Raw genomic sequence first — 18,910 nt, forward strand, 5'->3', positions numbered from 1 at the left:
ATGCAAGAAATCGTCGAAACTTGCATTTCATAGACAGATTATCAACAAATATGAATGATTATGAAGAAGAGTAATTTTAGCAAAATGGCTTCTGCTGCCCTCATGATGACGGCAGCTATGGCAATGACTTCCTGCGCCAGCAGCAAGAAGATAAATGGCGATTCTAATGCAAGCAAGAGTAACGATATGGGCAAGAATGAAGAGGACTTGGACAACAGTTATCTGGTTCTTTCTGATTCCCAGCGAGAGATTATCCATAAGAATAATGTTTTCGCCCTTCGTCTTTTCGACAAGCTCTCAGGTCATTCTTCACAGGTGGTTTCTCCTATGAGTGTGGCTTATCTGATGGGTATGTTGGCTAATGGTGCTGATGGAACTACTCAGCAGGAGATATTGAAAGCCATTGGCTGCGAAGGTGTTAACGTGGATGAGTTAAATGAAACCTACAAGGCTATTATCCAAACTGCAGGTAGACTTGACAAGCAGACTAAAGTGGAGATAGCTAATTTCATCGCTGTCAACAAGAGCTTCTCTGTGAACAGTGTATTCAGCAAGAAGGTAGGCGACAGTTATCAGGCTGCCATCGAGAGTCTTGACTTTACATCCGGTAAAACCACCGACCGCATCAATGGCTGGTGCAAGGAGAAGACCCATGGCATGATTCCGCAGATTATCAGCCAGGTGGATCCTCAGGCTGTTTCCTATCTGATGAATGCCATCTTCTTCAATGGTACATGGCAGTCGAAGTTTGATGCACGCAATACGAAGGAAGCCAACTTCCGCGGTTACACCCGTGATATTCAGAAAGTGCAGATGATGCATCAGGTTAAGAAGTTCTTCTATTCAGAGAATGATACCTTCAAGGCCATCGACCTTCCTTACGGCAACGGTACCTATCGCATGATGGTGCTTCTTCCTAACGAGGGCAAGAGCATCCAGGACATGATGAAGGGATTGGATGCTGAGAAGATTACGAATCTGGGAAACAGCATGGAGGAATGCATGGTGAACCTGAAACTGCCTAAGTTTACCATCGAGCAGGAGTTGCCGCTCAATGATATCATCAGCGGCTTGGGTGCCCCTTCCATGTTCAATCCTAATGAGGCAAACTTCACTCATTTTGCCAATGGCCCTTTCTTTGTAAGCAAGATGCTGCAGAAGGCTAAGATTGAAGTAAGCGAGCGTGGAACCAAGGCGGCTGCCGTAACTGCTGCCGTTATGCTCACATCGATGGCTCCTATGGAGATACGCAATGTAGAGTTTAATGCCGACCATCCGTTCGTCTATATGATTCAGGACACACAGAGTGGTGGTATCCTCTTTATGGGTCAATATTGCGGAACACACTAATTCTCTGGATTAACTATATAAAAAGAAATCCCTTAGACTTGATATGAAGCCTAAGGGATTTCTTGTTTTTATCCGAATCTTTCGATTTTTTTATCCGAATTTCTCGACGAACTCATCTTCTGTAATGATAGGGATGTTGAGCTCATGCGCTTTCTTATTCTTGGAACTTTGAGAGGCTGCATCGTTGTTGATCAGGAAGTTGGTACTCTTGCTCACGCTTCCCGTCACCTTGCCGCCTTGGCTCTCTATGTAAGCCTTCAGTTCGTTGCGGTTCTTATAATGATGTACATCGCCGGTTACTACGAAGGTCAAGCCGTCGCAGGCGCTTCCTTTCTCTACCGGTTCCTGTTCTACGATTTCCAGCTCTTTCATCAATTTCTGTACATGGGCGAAGTTGGTGTCGTCCTTGAACCAGCCAATGAACTTGGCGCTCTTTTCTGGTCCGATGCCGTCGATGCTGGCAAACTCATCGTCAAACATGCAGAGGCGGGCAGTCTCTATCAGTTCTTTTACCGGATAACGCTCGATGAGTTTTTTTGCCACATCGCCTCCGCAGAGAGGAATGTTGAGGGCATAGAGCAGATGGCGACCATCTGTCTGGCGACTCTTTCTTACGCTTTCCAGCATGTTGGTAACGCTCTTCTTTCCAAAACCATCCCAAGTTGCAATTTCGTAGGCATGGTCATTGAGGTGATAGAAGTCAGCGTATTCACTGATCAGTCCTTCGTTTACCAGTCTCCAGATGGTCTGTTCTGAGATTCCTTCTATATTGAGGCCTTCCTTGCTCACGAATCTGGCAAACTTCTTAATCTGCTTGGCTGCACAGTGAGGATTGCTGCAATGCAGGGTCTTTGTTCCGCTCTCGCTTTCCTTGACGGTAGCCTCGGCATGGCAGACAGGGCATTCGGTTGGAATCTCGAAGATGCCCATCGGTTCCGTTACATTGATTACCTTCGGGATAATCTTGTTTGCCTTGATTACCTGCAGTTTGCTTCCCTTGCCGCCGATGCCCAACCGTTCGCATTCGCTTACGTTGCAGAGTGAGGCACGCTGAACGGTGGTTCCTTCCAGCTCTACCGGTTTGAATACTGCCACCGGAGTGATGGTGTTGGCTGCGCACGACCATTCGATGTGGTCCAGTTCTGTGTCTGCATGTTCATCCTGCCATTTGAAGGCGTAACCGGCTCTTGTGGCATGGTGCCCTGTTACGGAACCGGTAGCTGCGTAAGCTGTATCATCGTAGCAGATAACGAGTCCATCTACAGGATAAGGGTTGGTCTTGTCGGTCACCTTTTGGGTAAAGCGATTGATTTCTGCCTGGATGCTTTCTTCGTCAGGATGTTCGATTCGGGTTCTTTCCACCGGTTTGAAGCCTAAATCCTGCAGCATCTGCATGCGTTCTCCCCACGAATTGATTTCCTGCTCGGTGTAAACCAGGGTGAAGGGAATCCATTGGATATGTCGCTGCTTTACTTCCTCGGCGTCCTTCAGTGAAAGCGAACCGGAAGCAAGGTTTCTCGGATTGGCATAATCGCCTTCGCTCTCGATGATAAACTGCTCGAAGTCGGCATACGAGATGACGGCTTCGCCACGAATCACGAGATGGCCTTTCTCCTTGATGGTTTTAGGAATGCCACTGATGGCAGAAGCCAGATGGGTGATGTTGGTTCCGATATGTCCGTTGCCACGGGTTACTATCTTCGAGAGCTTTCCGTTGTCGTAGGTTACCACAAGGGTAAGACCATCCAGTTTCCAGGAAATCCAGATAGGGCGGTCTTCTGCCCATTTCACCAGGTCGCTCACCAGTTTGGTCTTGGCAAGTGATAGGGCGGCAAATTCGTGTTCTTCCTTCTTGCCCACGATGGTGTCTTCTGAAACCTTGTTGGTAGGAGAGTCGGGCAGCACTTCGCCGGTTTCCTCCTCCAGTTTCTTGAGTTGGTCGAACTTGGCGTCCCACTCATAGTCGGTCATCAGTTCCCCTTTGCCGTTATAATAAACGTCAGAAGCCTGGTTGAGTTGTTCAACCAAGCTTCTCATCAATATCATTTTATCTTCCATAGAATCTTAATAAATTTGCGGTTGTATGGTAAGCTTCTCGAAAGCGAATCGCATGCCGCGGTTGCCATAGTTGATTCTGCCGCAGATGCTGAATCCCATGCTCGAAAGCAGGCCAATCATCGGTAGGTTGTCGAAATTGGTATCCACCTTGATGCTTGGCACCTTTTCTACTTCACAGAGACTGTTCACCTTATTAATAAATATACGTGCGAATCCTTCTCGTTGGTATTTAGGGAGAGTGGCGAAGCGATGAATTACATAGTAGTCGCCAGTGGTAAGCCATTTGCCGTCGATGAAATCGTACTGAGGTTCTCCATTGAGAATGACTGCTCCATAGACAGCTATTTCGCCATCTACAGTGAGTACGTAGGCATTGCCATTGTTGATATCTTCTTTTATGTCGTGTTCGGCAGGATAGTCGCTGGTCCATTGGTGGCGGCCAGAGGCAATCATGGAGCGACGAGCTTGGTCGATGATATTCCAGCAAGCCTCAAAGTCCTTGACATATGCAGGTCGAAAATCGGTCTTCATTTCTTTATACATTCGCTAATTATTATTAATCGGGTGCAAATTTAACAAAAAAAAACGAATTAAAAGTATAAACGGAGAAAAAACTGCAAAAATTCTGCAATTTTCTCTCCGTTTTCTATCTTAAGTCAAGAAATAGCCTCTTTTTATAGGCTTTTTTCTGCATTTTCATTCATCTTCCTTCAAGGACTTATCTTCCTTTGAGGACATTAGTCTTCCTTCAAGTACATTAGAGTGCCAGGCATTTGTCGAGTTCTGCGATGATGGCATCCTTCTGTTCCTTGATGTGCTGACCGATGAATACGAGCTTGATCATGCGGTCGCCATATTCTTCATCCCATTCCTTTTCGAGCTGAGGATTGTTCTTGCGGAGTTCTGCGAGCTGGTCGGCTGGCATGGTGGCGAGCCACTGTCCTGCCTGCTTCACGGTCTTCTGCTGTCCTGCCTGCTCAAATACGTAGCACATGTCGCGCTCGTCTGCGAAATAGCAGATACCTTTGGCGCGAACCACGTCGCGAGGCCACTTTCTTGCTACGAACTCATCGAAGAGTGACAGGTCGAATGGCTTACGGCGATAATATACGAATGTTCCGATGCCGTATTCCTCCACCTCGCCGCCTTCGTGATCGTGGTCGTGGTCGTGATGGTGGTGGTGGTGATGTCCATGCTCATCATGATGGTCATGGTCGTGATGATGCTCGTGCTCGTCTTCATCGTGATGATGGTGCTCGTGCTCCTCCTCTTCGTGATGATGATGCTCCTCCTCTTCTTCTTCGTTTTCACCGTTTCTTTCGGACTCAATCTCCTGAATCCAACCTGCAGAGGTAGCTACGGTCTGCCAATCAAACTTATGGGTATTGACGATGAGGTCGAGGTCTACATCTCCGTAGTTGCACTCAAAGATTTCTGCCTTAGGCTGGATGGCGCGGATAATCTGCTTCAGATGCTCCAACTCCTTAGGCTCTACTTCTGCCGCCTTGTTCAGCAGGATAATGTTGCAGAACTCCATCTGCTGGATAACGAGTGACGCCAGATCTTCCTCGTCGATATCCTGCTTCATCAGGTCGGAACCGTTGGCAAATTCATCCTTCATGCGGAGGGCATCTACCACGGTAACGATGCTGTCGAGGCGCAGGATGCCGTTCTTGATGTATTGAGGACCGAGAGATGGGATGGAGCAGATGGTCTGGGCGATAGGAGCTGGCTCGCAGATACCGCTTGCCTCAATTACGATATAGTCGAAGCGCTTCATGTCTACGATTTCCTTCAACTGCTCCACGAGGTCCATCTTCAAAGTGCAGCAGATGCAACCGTTCTGCAGGGAAACGAGCGAATCGTCTTTCTGACCTACCACGCCACCTTTCTCTATCAGTGCCGCATCAATGTTCACCTCGCCGATATCATTTACGATGACAGCGAACTTGATACCTTTCTTATTTGCCAAAATCTTGTTGAGCAGGGTTGTCTTGCCGCTGCCCAGATAGCCTGTCAAAAGCAGGACTGGAACTTCTTTTGTGTTCATACTTATATTATTTGTTGATATTTTCAATGCAGTTCATTTACTCCATGCATGTCATTGTCTCCATGCATGTCATTTTCTGATTAAAATGACGAAAGCGAGGTAGCAAATAATATGCCATCCTCGCTTCCGATATGTTTGTTTTAATATTATTTACGATACTGATCCAAACCCTTGTTCAGGAAATCGAGATAAGCACTTACGTCTTCCTTGAAGCCGAACGAACCGGTAAGAGGGTTTCCCTCGTTGTCTACAGCTACGTAGAAAGGCTGGGCATTGGCGCCAAACTTGCTTGCCTGCAAGTAGCTCCACTTGTCACCGATGGTGCGAAGGGTGCGCTTCTCGCCGTTGAACTCTACTTCCATTGGCTGTGGCAATGGGGTCTTGTCGTCTACATAGAGTGAGATGAGCACGTAGTCCTTTGTCAGTTTGTCAGCCACTGATGGGTCTGTCCATACGGAAGCCTCCATCTTGCGGCAGTTCACGCAACCGAAACCGGTGAAGTCGATGAGCACAGGCTTGCCTGCTGCCTTGGCTGCGGCCATACCCGTCTCGTAGTCCTTGTACTCAGATTCCACGGTCTTGTTGTTGAGGTTGAAATCCTGGGTGTTGATTGGTGGAGCGAAAGCGCTGACAGCCTTGCATGGTGCACCCCAGAGACCAGGAATCATATATACTGAGAATGCCAGAGAGCAGAGACCCAGCATGATGCAAGCCACTGGCATTGGCTTGTTGATGTCGCCACCGATGGCGTCTACCTGGAACTTGAGCTTACCGATGAGATAGAGACCCAAGAGACCGAAGATGACAATCCAGAGTGAGAGGAACACCTCGCGGTCCATGATGTGCCAGCCGTAAGCCAGGTCGGCAACGCTCAGGAACTTTAAAGAGAAGGCGAGCTCAATGAAACCAAGCACAATCTTGATGGTCTCCATCCATGAACCTGACTTTGGAGCCGACTTCAACCAGGATGGGAAGAGGGCGAAGAGGGTAAATGGAAGGGCGAGAGCCAGGGCGAAACCAAACATACCCACGGTAGGAGCGAGCCAGTCGCCGGATGTTACCGTCTGAACCAGCAGCAATCCGATGATAGGAGCGGTGCAGGAGAAGCTGACCAGTACGAGGGTGAATGCCATCAGGAAGATGGAAATCAGACCTGTGGTGCTGGAAGCCTTGCTGTCTACGGCATTTCCCCAACTGTCTGGCAACTTGATTTCGAACCATCCGAAGAAGGAGAATGCAAATATAGCCAGGAGCAGGAAGAGAATGATGTTGAATACAGCACTTGTACTCAAGGCATTCAGGGTGCTTGGTCCGGCAATGGCTGTAACGGCAAGACCGAGGACCAGATAAATAATCACGATGCTCAATCCGTAGGTGATGGCATCACGGATACCCTTCTTCTTGTCGTTCTTGGCACGTTTCAGGAAGAAGCTCACGGTCATCGGGATGATAGGCCAGATGCAAGGCATCACGAGTGCGAGCAAACCGCCCACGAATCCGATGATGAAGATATATAGGATGCCATGGCTTGCGATGTCGTTGTTGCCGCCGAATGCCTGCAACTCCTTCACCACAGGTTTCCACCATGCCTTGGCGTCATCGCTGTTGGCTTCTACCGAGAAGGCAGGGTCGATGCTGGCTGTGCTGTCCACTTTCTCTGCATTGGCAAGATTTGCCAGGGAGTCGGCCTGTGCCTTAGCCAGTGCTGCTGCGTCAACCTTGTTGGCGTCTGCAGCATTGTCCTTTGCAGCCTCCTTGCCATCTACTGCAGGAGAAGTGCCGCTCTTCTTGATGCTAGCCTCGCTTGGTGGCAGACAGTTCTGCTCGCTGCAGGCACCATATTCCAAGTAAGCATCAATGACATACGTTGGCTTGGTGAACTTAATCTTCTGAACAAAGGTAGCGCTGCCTTCAAAATAGCGCAACTTCATCTCGAAGAGCGGGTCGAAGGTGGAAATCTCCTTTCCCCTTGCCTTTAACTTGCCAACCGGTTCGGCACCCTCCATCTTGTTGACGTGGAAACTGGCGGAGATAGGACCATCTGCGCCAAGGCCAGTAGAATAGACATGCCATCCAGGTTGAATCTTACAACTAAATACGATTTCTGCCTCCGCAGACCCGTTGGTCTTCAAGGTGCTGGTCACCTTCACGGGGTTCAGCATCTGAGCGTTGGCCATGACTACTGCTAGGAGTAGTTGGAAAACTAATAATACTTTTCTCATGTTTTTATAATGTAATTTTGATGCAAAGTTACGAAATTTTAAAGTAATAATGTTCATGTTGGTGTATTTGGGTACTACCTTTTATCTTTTTTAAGAAATTATATGGCGTTTTACGATAATTTCTTTGGAATTTCACAGTAAAACTCGTAACTTTGCAGCCGAAATGAACAAGAGAATCTTATACATATTCAGTCTATGGATGGCAACCATGAGCGTGCTGCTATCTACGGTGGTGAGCCATCATCACCACATGGATCGTATCTGTATGGTTCAGGAACAGTGTCAGGAAGATGGCAACATCAATGATGAGCATACCGATCATCATGACCAGGAGTCGAATACCGACCGTGGAAACTGCCGTGTGCATCAGATGCACCATTTTGTCACCAATGCCAAGGTGGTGAAGGGCATCCGCAAGTTGCTGGTAGATGAGAGCCATCAGTTTGTAGTCCTGTCTTGTTCTTCTCTTTTAATCCTCCCTCGTCTCTCACTCATTTCAGTGAGATGGCAGCATGTGGCAGCTTCTCCTCTTGCAGAGGAACTGGCGGCTGGCTATAGCAGGCGGGGACCTCCTTCTATTTTATGACTCAAGTTTCGCATGTAAGCTCCACACGCCCTGAAAGGGCAGAAGCTCCTAGCCCAGGGCATCGCCCTGGGTAATTATGGACACAAGCTTGTCGCCCTGTAAGGGCAAAAGCTTTAAAATACTGGGCAATATACAAAGCTTTTGCCCTTTCAGGGCGCCTTGCTGATTGCTATTATCCCCAGGGCGATGCCCTGGGCTAGGAGCTTTTGGGCCTTCAGCCCGTTCTTGAACCACATGCGAAAGTTCAGTTATGATTTTATTCAAGTTTGCCATTTGGTTGCAAAAATCGGTTTGAAGATTCGAATGCAACTGAGTTGCAAGGATTTTTGTGTACTTTTGCCAGCGGATTTTTGATAAGATCCGTTGTGTGAAATTGTAGTGTAGAATTATAAAATTGAAGGAAAAAACAAACATGAAAAGAATTGTTTTAATAGTCGCCGTTACGGCGATTGCCTGGGCTGGATTCGCTTTCTTTGCGAAACAGACCGGTTCTGAGGCTCATGCGCATGAGGAACATGAGCACGATGAAGTTGATTTTGATCATATTCCGTTGACAGCCAAGCAGGTCAGCACCGTGGATTTGAAGATGGGCGAGGCTGTGGAGCGTGAGATGGATGCCACCATTGATGCGAAGGGTTCGCTCGTACTGCGTGCACAGGCAATGGGCGATGTGGCTTCGCTGATGGGAGGCATCGTGAAAAGCATTTCAGTTAAGGAAGGACAGTTTGTACACAAGGGTCAGGTGGTTGCCACTGTTGAGAATACCGATGTGGTGAGTCTGCAGCGTGAGTACTATTCGGCTGCCAAGGAGTGTGAACTTGCCCGAATTGATATGGAGCGCCAGAAGCTGCTTGCTCATAATGGCGCCGGCATCAAGCGCAGCCTGCAGCAGGCTCAGAAGGATTACCATGTGGCTCATGCCAACATGTTGGGCATTGGTCGCCAGTTGGCACAGATGGGCATTTCTACTGCCGCTGTAGCCAAAGGCAAGTTTACCACAGCGTTCCCTTTGCGTGCACCTATCTCCGGCATCGTGAGCGAGATGACTGCCAGTCTGGGCAGTTATGCTGATATGCAGACTCCTCTGATGAAGATTAGAAACACCCAGGCGGTGGAATGCGACCTCAATGTTTTCGAGAAGGATTTGGCAAAGATCAAGGTGGGCAATCGTGTGACCCTGAACCTGACCAATCAGCCTGGCGTAAAACTTTCAGGAACCGTTTATGGCATGAACCAATACTTTAACGATAACTCGAAAGCCGTTGCTGTTCATGTAAAATTGGATGCTGCAAGTGTAAAGAGTTATCTGCATTCTTCATCTGGCAACACCCATGGCGGAAAGCTTTTCGCAGGTATGTATGTAAGCGGAAAGATAGCCACTGGCAGCCAGCAGTGTCTCGCTTTGCCATCCCAGGCTATCGTGAACAGCGATGGAAAGCAGTATGTCTTCGCCCTCAATGGAGCTCCTAGCAAGGGTAACTACAGCTTCTCCCGCCATGAGGTAACCACAGGTGCTTCGGATGGTAAATATACAGAGGTGAAGCTATGCGACCATCTTCTCAAAGACAAGGATGGAGCTGCCGGTAAGAAAATAGTAACCGAGAATGCTTATTATCTGGCTTCGCTTACAGGCGAACATGGTGAACATGCGCATTAAGAAAGGGTAGCTTATGTTTCAGAAACTTATTACTTATTCCATTCGCCATAAACTGGTGATTGGAGTACTTTCTATAGCCCTGGCGATATGGGGTGTCTGGTCGCTGGTGCATCTTCCATTCGATTCCACTCCAGATATTACCGATAATCAGGTGCAGGTCATCACGCAGGCTCCTTCGCTGGGAGCCCAGGAGGTGGAGCAATACGTAACCACTCCTGTAGAGATGGCACTTGCCAATATCCCCCGCATCCAGGAACGCCGAAGCATTTCAAGAAGCGGACTCTCGGTTATTACGCTTGTCTTCGACGATGCCGCCGATATCTATTGGGCACGTTCGCAGGTGAGTCAGGTGGTGGAACAGTTGGAGAAAGAACTGCCTAAGAACACCGAGACAGAGATGGGACCTATCGCCACCGGATTGGGCGAAATCTACCACTATACCATTCGTGCCAAGGAGGGATACGAGCATAAATACTCGCTTACCCAGCTCAGAACCATGCAGGACTGGATTGTGCGCAAACAGCTTTCCGGAACCCCGGGTGTTGCCGAGGTAAGCGGTTGGGGCGGTTATGTCAAGCAGTATGAGGTGGCTATCAATACCGACCAGCTCAACGCCAGCGGCGTTTCCGTAAGCGAGGTGTTTGATGCCTTGCAGCGCAACAATGCCAATACGGGCGGCAGCTACATTGAGCAGAATTCCAATCAGTATTACATCCGTGGCATCGGTGTAGTGAAGAATCTGGAGGATGTTGCCAACATCACGGTGAAGACGGTGGATGGAACACCTGTTAAGGTGGGCGATGTGGCAAAGGTTCAGTTGGGTCATGCCACCCGTTTCGGTGCCGTTACCCGCAATGGTGAAGGCGAGGTGGTGGCAGGTATCGCCATCATGCTCAAGGGCGAGAACTTCCAGGAGGTAATCAAAAACGTGAAGGAGCGAATCAGCCAGATTCAGAAATCACTGCCCGAAGGCGTGGTCATCGAACCGTTTATCGACCGTACCAACCTGGTGGATAGAGTAGAGGGCACCATCGCCCGCAACCTCATCGAAGGTGGACTCATCGTTATCTTCGTGCTTGTCATCTTTCTGGGCAACTGGCGTGCAGGACTGGTGGTGGCGAGTGTCATCCCGCTCAGTATGCTCTTTGCCTTTGGCATGATGAAGACCTTCGGCATCGATGGCAATCTGATGTCATTGGGAGCCATCGACTTCGGTATGATTGTCGATTCCGCCGTCATCATTGTCGAGGCGGTGGTTACACATATTAATACAGGTCATTTTTCGCAGCCCGAGGTGCGTGCTGCCTATCTTGCCCAATGCCAAAAGGAAGGAAATGCGGTTCCTTTCGCCCTGACCCAGAAGCAGATGGACGAGGAGGTTCACTTCTCGGCTTCCCGCATCCGCCAGAGTGCAGCCTTCGGCGAAATCATCATCATGATTGTATACATTCCGCTGATGACCCTGGTGGGCATCGAGGGAAAGATGTTCCGTCCGATGGCGCTCACCGTGTTCTTCGCCATCCTCGGTGCCTTCATCCTGTCGCTCACCTATGTGCCGATGGCAAGTTCGCTCCTGTTGAGCCGCAAGGTGCACAACAGAAAGACTTTCTCTGATAAGATGATAGAGAAGTTGCAGGGCTGGTATCGTCCTATCCTCGATTGGGTGCTTGCCCGCAACAGGGATGTCATCACGGGAGCCGTGGCTTTGTTCTGCGTCAGCGTGGTGGGCTTCAAGTATCTGGGAGGTGAGTTTATCCCGAGTCTGGAAGAAGGCGATTTCGCTGTGGAAATGAGTATGTCGCAGGGTACGTCGCTCTCGCAGATGGTGGAGAGCTGCAGCAAGGCTGAAAAACTGCTCAAGAAGGAATATCCTGAAATCAAGCAGGTGGTGAGCCGCATCGGAAGTGCTGAGATTCCTACCGACCCGATGCCTGTGGAACGTGCCGACATCATGATAGCCCTGAAACCGAAGGCAGAATGGACCTCTGCCAAGACGACTCCCGAACTGATGGAGAAGATGGAGGAATCCCTCAGTGCCATTCCTGGTCTGGAGGCAGAGATTTCCCAGCCTATCCAGATGCGCAACAACGAGTTGCTTACGGGTATCAAGCAGGATGTGGCTATCAAGATTTTCGGTGACGACCTCGATGTGCTTACCCAGCAGGCAGGAAAGGTGAAGAAGATGATAGAAGGTGTGCCGGGCGTGAGTGGCATCTTTGTAGAAGAAGTTGCCGGCTTGCCTCAAATCCAGGTAAGATACAACCACGAGAAGATGGCGGCTTACGGTATCAGCGTGGATGATATCAGCAGTGTTCTGGAGACTACCTTTGCCGGTGCCGTGGCTGGTTCCGTCTACGAGGGCGACAAGAAGTTTGACATCGTGCTCCGCATGGATCCATCGCAGCGCAATGTAGAGCAGCTTGAACTGTTGAGTATTCCGCTGAAGGATGGCACGAATATTCCGCTTTCGCAAGTAGCGGATATCGATGATTCGCCTGCTCCGGCACAGGTGTCGCATGAGAATGGTGCCCGGCGCATCTACGTGGGCTTCAATGTGAAGGGGCGTGATGTGCAAAGCACGGTGGAGGATATCCAGGAGATTCTCGACGAAAAGCTGAAACTCCCTGAAGGCTACTATTATAATTATGGTGGTGAGTTTGAGAATCTGCAGAGTGCCAGCCGCCGACTGATGGTGGTGATTCCGATAGCGCTGGTCATCATCCTGCTGCTGCTCTATGCCACGGTGAAGAATGTAAAAGAGTCGCTCTTCGTGTTCTCGGCTATTCCTCTGGCTGCGATAGGTGGTGTCTGGGCTTTGTGGCTCCGCGGTATGCCTTTCAGTATTTCGGCAGGTGTGGGCTTCATCGCCCTCTTCGGTGTGGCGGTGCTCAACGGCATCGTGCTCATCGGTCAGATGAACCTGATGCAGAAGGAACAGCTCCGGTTGCCACCGACAGCGGGAACCAGTGCGGGTGAGATGATTCATCGTCGCATCATCGATAGCTGCATGCTCCGTCTGCGTCCTGTCCTGATGACGGCTCTGGTGGCTTCCATGGGATTCCTCCCGATGGCGCTCTCGCAGGGCGATGGTGCCGAGGTGCAGCGACCACTTGCCACGGTGGTGATTGGCGGACTCATCACGAGTACCCTGCTCACTCTGCTGGTGCTCCCTGCCATCTACAAGACATTTACCAAGCGTTAGAATTGATTTATCAAGCGTTAGAATAGAACAATTATGAAGAAGTTTTTAGATAAGAATAATATAGTGCTTGCTTCTCTGATGCTGCTTCTGCCTCTGTCGGCAGAAGCTCATCTTTCGTCCGCATCGGGTGTCCAGGGTTTTGATGCAAGCATCCCCGGCAAGAAGATGACCTTGCAGCAGTGTTTCCAACTGGCTGATAGGCAGAACCTCGCCTTGCAATCCGGCAGAAAAGCCGTAGAAAAGGCTCAGGTAATGCAGGGAACAGCATGGAATCTGGACAAGACGGAAATCGCCTTCTCGCAGAACCCGGCTTCCAGCGGTGATACCGATAATGGACTCACCTTCTCGCAGAGCATAGAGTTTCCTACGGTCTATACAGCCCGCCGCAATCAGTTGAAGGCAGAGACCCAGGCAGAGAAAAGCCGGTTGAACGTCACATCCCAGCAGCTCAGACTCGAAATAGCCAATGTTTATTATGCGATGCTTTACCAGACCCATCGCCTTCAGATTCTGCTGCAGCAGGATTCCGTCATCCAGCGCTATTGCGATGTAGCCGGGAAGAGATACAGGGCGGGCGAGGCGAGACAGCTGGAGTTCCTCTCTGCCGATCGCATGAGAAACGACAACCGCCTGGAGATGACGAAGGTGAAGAACGAGGCAGAGAATCTGCAGACAGCCCTGATGGCGCTGCTCAACACCACTACGCCTGTGGTGCCTGCCGCCGACAACCTTGTCATCTCGCAGAGTTCGCCCATGAATGCAGCCTTCAACTATCAGCAGACTGCCGATGCGCAATATCAGAAAGACCTCATCTCGGCGCTCGACCAAGAGGTGAAGTGTGCCAAGACGGGCTATGCGCCATCGCTCTCTCTGGCTTTGCGCTCGCAGCTTCTCATCGATAGCTGGGATCCCTATCACATCAATCGCCAGCGCTTCACCGAAGGCAATTTCTTCGGTTTCGAAGTAACCGTGGGGGTTCCGCTCTTCTATGGCGCAACCAAGGCGAAGGTGAAGGCTGCGCAGAAAGACCGCGAGGTGGCTCTGTTGGCGATGCAGCAGGAGCAGCGCGAAAAGGAGCGGGATTACAAACAGGGATATAACCGCCTGCAGAATGCCATCAAGCGAATGGAATATTACAGCGGCGAGAATATGGCGAAGGCGAAGGACATAGAACGTCTCAGCACCCTGGAGTATGAGAATGGTGAAATCAGTTATGTGGAATACGCCAGCGCCTTGCAGGAGGCGATAGATATGCGGTTGAAGCTGGCTGAGGTGGTCAACGAATATAATGAGGCAGTTCTTGCCTTAATGGCACTCAATAATAGCCTGTAAAAATAGTCAATTAAGGAATAAATAGCATGCATCGGTGCTTTTTTTGGTGTTTTTTCCAAAAAATGTACCGATGCTTTCGTTTTTTTTTGTATCTTTGCAAAAAATATAGCTATAATTATGGGATTATTCGGATTATTCAGCAACAAAAAGAAAGAAACTCTCGATAAAGGACTTGAAAAAACCAAAGAGAGTGTGTTTAGCAAATTAGCTCGTGCGGTGGCTGGTAAGTCAACCGTAGATGACGATGTGCTCGACGACCTCGAAGAGGTGCTCATCACATCGGATGTGGGCGTAGAGACTACGGTGAAGATCATTCATCGCATCGAGGAGCGCGTGGCTCGCGACAAGTATGTTTCTACCTCGGAGCTTGACAGAATCTTAAGAGAGGAAATCGCCAGTCTCCTGGAAGAGAACCATAGCGATGACAATGAGAATTGGGACTTGCCTTCCGACCACAAGCCATACGTTATCCTGGTGGTGGGTGTAAATGGAGTAGGCAAGACTACTACCATCGGTAAGCTTGCCTACCAGTTTAAGAAGGCTGGCAAGAAGGTTTATCTGGGTGCTGCCGATACCTTCCGTGCCGCAGCCGTGGAGCAGATTTCCATCTGGGGCGACCGCGTGGGTGTACCGGTGGTGAAGCAGCAGATGGGTTCCGACCCTGCAAGCGTGGCTTTCGACACCCTGCAGAGTGCCAAGGCAAATGGTGCCGACGTGGTGCTCATCGATACTGCAGGAAGATTGCATAACAAGGTGAACCTGATGAACGAGCTGAAGAAGATTAAGGAGGTGATGAAGAAGGTGATGCCTGAGGCACCAGACGAGGTGATGCTCGTATTGGATGGCAGTACGGGTCAGAACGCCTTCGAGCAGGCCAAGCAGTTTGCTGCCGTTACCAATATCACTTCTCTTGCCATCACCAAGCTCGACGGCACAGCCAAGGGCGGCGTGGTCATCGGAATCTCCGACCAGCTCAAGGTGCCGGTGAAGTACATCGGATTGGGTGAGGGCATGGAAGACATGCAGCTCTTCAACAAGAAGGAATTCGTGGATTCCCTGTTCAAGAAATCAAAGTAGATTTCGGATGCAATTTATGTGAAAAGAAACGGGAATCAGATTAGTATATATAATAAGGTATAGGTGAATGAAAAAGAACCAGATAGATATCATAACTTTGGGCTGTTCCAAAAACCTGGTCGACAGCGAGCTGTTGATGAAGCAGTTTGAGGCGAACGGCTACCATTGTGTACACGATTCAAAGCGCCCTCAGGGCGAGATAGCCGTCATCAACACATGCGGCTTCATCGAGGATGCCAAGCAGGAAAGCATCGACACCATCCTCGAATTTATCCAGGCTAAGGAAGAGGGACGCCTGAACAAACTCTATGTGATGGGCTGCCTCTCGCAGCGTTATCAGAAGGAATTGGAGGCTGAGATGCCTGAGGTGGATAAGTTCTACGGCAAGTTCAACTACAAGGAACTGCTCAAGGAGCTGGGTAAGGCCGAAGTGCCTGCTTGCAACGAGCGCCGCCATCTTACCACCCCTCACCACTATGCATACATCAAGATTTCAGAGGGCTGCGACCGCCGCTGCGCCTATTGCGCCATTCCGCTCATCACGGGCAAGCACGTTTCCCGTCCTAAGGAAGATGTCCTCAACGAGGTGCGCGAACTGGTAGCCGACGGCGTGAAGGAGTTCCAGATCATCGCTCAGGAACTTACCTACTACGGCATGGATATCGATGGCAAGCATCATATCACCGAACTCATCAGCGAGATGGCCGACATCCCTGGCGTTAAGTGGATTCGTCTGCATTACGCTTATCCAAACCAGTTCCCGCTCGATCTGCTCGATGTGATGCGCGAGAAGCCAAACGTATGCAAGTATCTCGACATCGCCCTACAGCACATCAGCGACCACATGCTCACTCGCATGCATCGCCACGTAACCAAGCAGGAGACGCTCGACCTGCTCACCGTCATCCGCAACCGCGTGCCGGGCATCCATATCCGCACCACGCTGATGGTAGGTTTCCCAGGCGAGACCGAGGAGGATTTCCACGAGCTGCTCGACTTCGTGCGTGAACAGCGTTTCGAGCGCATGGGTGCCTTCGCCTATTCTGAGGAGGAGGGAACCTACAGTGCCAAGAACTATGAAGATGATGTTCCTGCCGATGTGAAGCAGCGCCGTCTTGACGAACTGATGATTCTGCAGCAGGACATCAGTGCAGAGATTGAGGCAGGCAAGGTGGGACTCACGATGCCGGTGGTTATCGACCGCAAGGAAGGAGATTACTATATCGGCAGAACTGAGTTCTGTTCGCCAGAGGTTGACCCAGAGGTGCTTATTAAGGCAGACCAGCGCTTGCGTGTGGGCAGTTTCTACAAGGTAAAGATGACCAGCAGCGAGGAGTTCGACCTGTATGGCGAAGTAGTGAGATAGAATTATAATTAAAGAATCAGAAGATGAACAATAAGGACTATATAGCAGAACTGGCTCAGCAGACGGGTTATTCGCAAGACGACACCCAGAAGATGGTGCGCAAGGTGATAGACGCCATGATTGCTGAATTTGAGGAAGGGGAAATGGTCTCCATCCCCAACTTTGGTACGTTCGAGGTGAAGAAGCGCCTAGAGCGCGTGGTGGTGAATCCTACCACCAGGAAGCGACAGCTGGTTCCGCCTAAACTGGTGCTCGGCTTTCGTCCTGTTGCTGCCGTCAAGGAGAAGCTAAAGAATGGAGGAGAAGCTTATGAGTAAGAACAGTTTGACAGTCTTGGCACAGAAGCTGGCTGAGAAAACGGGTATCAGTCAGCAGGATGCCGAGTTGTTCATCAGAAAGATGTTTGATGTAGTCAATGAAGGGCTCCAGGCTGACAAGCAGGTAAAGATGAAATGGCTTGGAACCTTCAAGGTTACTTCGGTGAAGGATCGTGAGAGCGTGGATGTCAACACCGGCGAGCGTATCGTCATTGAGGGAAGAGATAAGATCTCCTTTACCCCGGATACGATTCTCAAGGAAATCATCAACAAGCCGTTTGCACAGTTTGAGACCGTGGTGGTGAACGACGGGGTAGAGTTTGATGAAATCGACAGGAAGTTTGAGGCAGAAGAACAGCTGGCTGAGAATCAGCAGATGGATGAGGCTGAGGAGATTCCAGAACCATTGGATGGTTCTGAAACATCAGAGGAAACTTCAGAAGCAACTGGTATTTCTGAAATCTCTGATACTTCTGAAACTTCAGATACATCTGAAATATCAGACACTTCTGAAACTTCAGATACTTCTGAAACTTCAGATGTGATTGATTTCCTGGATGAATCAGAAGCTCCATCCGTGAGTGATAAGGTCGTTGTAATAGGCGAATCTGAACCTCAATATGATGCTTCTCCTGAAATCATAACAGAAACTATCGTAGAAAAGTCGGTTAAGGAAATGAAGGATGAGGATGAGGCTGAGCCAACCCTTGATCCTGAGCCAACACCTGAGCCAACACCTGAGCCTGAGCAAATATCAGTTCCAGATTCAGAACCTGTAGTTGAATCAGCTTGTGTATCCGATTCAGAAACATCCGAAGACTCAGAGTCTTACGATACTTTTGAATCTACCGAAAAGGGTGTAGTGATTCCTCGTTATCTGGTAATAGTTGCTTGCTTCATCATCGTAGCCTTGATTGGCGGCATCGGTTGGTTTGCCTTTAATTATGGTAAGATGGCAGCGCAGCGCGACCATCTCGCATTGCAACTGGACAACTTCCATCAGGGCAACAAGGCAGCTAAACCAACTCCGGCTCCTCTTTCGCAGGAAGAAATCATGAGAAAGAAGGCGATAGAAGATAGCATCAGAATGGCGCAGGCTAGCGAAGCCGTGAAAATGGCTGAGGCTGATGTCAAGCAGGCTGATAAGAAGGATTCTCTTCTTGCCGCTAAGCAGCAGAAAGATGCTGAGGCTAAGAAGCTGCAAGCCGAAAAAGCTGCCGCCCATGCATCTGCCAAATACGATCAGGATGCTCGTGTTCGCACGGGTGCCTATCGCATTGTGGGTGTAGCTGAGGTGGTTACTGCCCGAGAAGGTCAGACCATAGAAGCCATCAGTAAGCGTTATTTCGGTTCGGGAATGGAGTGTTACGTTGAGGCTCTCAATGGTTCCGGCAAGTTGAAAGCCGGACAGAAAGTCAAGATTCCGAAACTGGAATTGAAAAAGAAGTCAAGAACGCCATAAGGGCGAGCTTATCGAAAATATGAGAGGGTGTGTCAAAAGTCCAAGACACACCCTCTTTTTGGTTGCTTCATCGTTTTTCTTCATCGGATTACGCTGAGTTAACGGAACATTCTTGCTTCACGGATTACGCACGGAATTTAAACGGATTTGGCCTTACGGCCATTGGGCTAGCGCATTCGCATTCCAGCTTTAGGGGGTATCGCCACGACCGCCAGGTCGAGTTTCCGTTTA

Annotated in this window: 13 protein-coding genes; 9 read left to right on the forward strand and 4 right to left on the reverse strand. The window is 49.7% G+C overall.

Features of this window, described 5'->3' with window-relative positions:
• Positions 1-60: 60 nt before the first annotated feature.
• Positions 61-1,350: a serpin family protein gene (locus V8Z93_RS09545; protein ID WP_439431361.1), complete on the forward strand. Its 1,290-nt coding sequence runs from the start codon at positions 61-63 to the stop codon at positions 1,348-1,350.
• A 90-nt stretch (positions 1,351-1,440) separates the two neighbouring features.
• On the opposite strand, the gene ligA is transcribed toward V8Z93_RS09545, so the two are convergent.
• From ligA to V8Z93_RS09565, 4 genes are all read right to left on the reverse strand, one after another.
• Positions 1,441-3,408, reverse strand: coding sequence for an NAD-dependent DNA ligase LigA (gene ligA, locus V8Z93_RS09550; protein ID WP_439431362.1), 1,968 nt, complete (start codon positions 3,406-3,408; stop codon positions 1,441-1,443).
• Positions 3,409-3,414: 6 nt separating this feature from the next.
• A complete protein-coding gene (locus V8Z93_RS09555) occupies positions 3,415-3,939 on the reverse strand; it encodes a GNAT family N-acetyltransferase (protein WP_203038452.1) in 525 nt (174 codons plus the stop codon).
• 226 nt (positions 3,940-4,165) lie between these two features.
• Complete coding sequence (locus V8Z93_RS09560; RefSeq protein WP_439431363.1) at positions 4,166-5,458, reverse strand: CobW family GTP-binding protein; 1,293 nt, start codon at positions 5,456-5,458, stop codon at positions 4,166-4,168.
• Positions 5,459-5,604: 146 nt separating this feature from the next.
• Positions 5,605-7,680, reverse strand: a complete 2,076-nt coding sequence (locus V8Z93_RS09565; protein ID WP_439431364.1) for a protein-disulfide reductase DsbD family protein — start codon at positions 7,678-7,680, stop codon at positions 5,605-5,607.
• Between the two features lie 163 nt (positions 7,681-7,843).
• Here V8Z93_RS09565 and V8Z93_RS09570 point away from each other — a divergent pair, with 163 nt between their 5' ends.
• The 8 genes from V8Z93_RS09570 (at position 7,844) to V8Z93_RS09605 (ending at position 18,679) form a co-directional block, all read left to right on the forward strand.
• On the forward strand, positions 7,844-8,266 hold the full coding sequence (locus V8Z93_RS09570; RefSeq protein ID WP_439431365.1) for a DUF6769 family protein: 423 nt from the start codon (positions 7,844-7,846) through the stop codon (positions 8,264-8,266).
• Positions 8,267-8,678: 412 nt separating this feature from the next.
• Complete coding sequence (locus tag V8Z93_RS09575; RefSeq protein ID WP_439431366.1) at positions 8,679-9,923, forward strand: efflux RND transporter periplasmic adaptor subunit; 1,245 nt, start codon at positions 8,679-8,681, stop codon at positions 9,921-9,923.
• A gap of 13 nt (positions 9,924-9,936) precedes the next feature.
• Entirely contained in the window at positions 9,937-13,125 is a 3,189-nt protein-coding gene (locus V8Z93_RS09580) for an efflux RND transporter permease subunit (RefSeq protein ID WP_439431367.1), read from the forward strand.
• 33 nt (positions 13,126-13,158) lie between these two features.
• A complete protein-coding gene (locus V8Z93_RS09585; RefSeq protein ID WP_439431368.1) occupies positions 13,159-14,457 on the forward strand; it encodes a TolC family protein in 1,299 nt (432 codons plus the stop codon).
• Between the two features lie 117 nt (positions 14,458-14,574).
• Positions 14,575-15,534, forward strand: coding sequence for a signal recognition particle-docking protein FtsY (gene ftsY / locus V8Z93_RS09590; protein WP_203038445.1), 960 nt, complete (start codon positions 14,575-14,577; stop codon positions 15,532-15,534).
• A gap of 67 nt (positions 15,535-15,601) precedes the next feature.
• Positions 15,602-16,900: a 30S ribosomal protein S12 methylthiotransferase RimO gene (gene rimO, locus V8Z93_RS09595; protein ID WP_439431369.1), complete on the forward strand. Its 1,299-nt coding sequence runs from the start codon at positions 15,602-15,604 to the stop codon at positions 16,898-16,900.
• 23 nt (positions 16,901-16,923) lie between these two features.
• Complete coding sequence (locus V8Z93_RS09600) at positions 16,924-17,217, forward strand: HU family DNA-binding protein (protein ID WP_203050973.1); 294 nt, start codon at positions 16,924-16,926, stop codon at positions 17,215-17,217.
• A complete protein-coding gene (locus tag V8Z93_RS09605) occupies positions 17,210-18,679 on the forward strand; it encodes an HU family DNA-binding protein (RefSeq protein WP_439431370.1) in 1,470 nt (489 codons plus the stop codon). Before V8Z93_RS09600 ends, V8Z93_RS09605 begins: the two co-directional genes overlap by 8 nt.
• Positions 18,680-18,910 lie beyond the last annotated feature (231 nt).

The organism is Segatella copri, from assembly GCF_051861805.1.
In the GTDB taxonomy this organism is placed as follows: Bacteria; Bacteroidota; Bacteroidia; order Bacteroidales; family Bacteroidaceae; genus Prevotella; species Prevotella copri_M.

Coding starts and splice junctions, on each gene's coding strand:
- V8Z93_RS09565 (WP_439431364.1), bottom strand. CDS start 7,680: ATGAGAAAAGTATTATTAGTTTTCCAACTACTCCTAGCAGTAGTCATG.
- V8Z93_RS09570 (WP_439431365.1), top strand. CDS start 7,844: ATGAACAAGAGAATCTTATACATATTCAGTCTATGGATGGCAACCATG.
- V8Z93_RS09555 (WP_203038452.1), bottom strand. CDS start 3,939: ATGAAGACCGATTTTCGACCTGCATATGTCAAGGACTTTGAGGCTTGC.
- V8Z93_RS09560 (WP_439431363.1), bottom strand. CDS start 5,458: ATGAACACAAAAGAAGTTCCAGTCCTGCTTTTGACAGGCTATCTGGGC.
- ftsY (WP_203038445.1), top strand. CDS start 14,575: ATGGGATTATTCGGATTATTCAGCAACAAAAAGAAAGAAACTCTCGAT.
- ligA (WP_439431362.1), bottom strand. CDS start 3,408: ATGGAAGATAAAATGATATTGATGAGAAGCTTGGTTGAACAACTCAAC.
- V8Z93_RS09545 (WP_439431361.1), top strand. CDS start 61: ATGAAGAAGAGTAATTTTAGCAAAATGGCTTCTGCTGCCCTCATGATG.
- V8Z93_RS09580 (WP_439431367.1), top strand. CDS start 9,937: ATGTTTCAGAAACTTATTACTTATTCCATTCGCCATAAACTGGTGATT.
- V8Z93_RS09605 (WP_439431370.1), top strand. CDS start 17,210: ATGAGTAAGAACAGTTTGACAGTCTTGGCACAGAAGCTGGCTGAGAAA.
- V8Z93_RS09585 (WP_439431368.1), top strand. CDS start 13,159: ATGAAGAAGTTTTTAGATAAGAATAATATAGTGCTTGCTTCTCTGATG.
- rimO (WP_439431369.1), top strand. CDS start 15,602: ATGAAAAAGAACCAGATAGATATCATAACTTTGGGCTGTTCCAAAAAC.
- V8Z93_RS09575 (WP_439431366.1), top strand. CDS start 8,679: ATGAAAAGAATTGTTTTAATAGTCGCCGTTACGGCGATTGCCTGGGCT.
- V8Z93_RS09600 (WP_203050973.1), top strand. CDS start 16,924: ATGAACAATAAGGACTATATAGCAGAACTGGCTCAGCAGACGGGTTAT.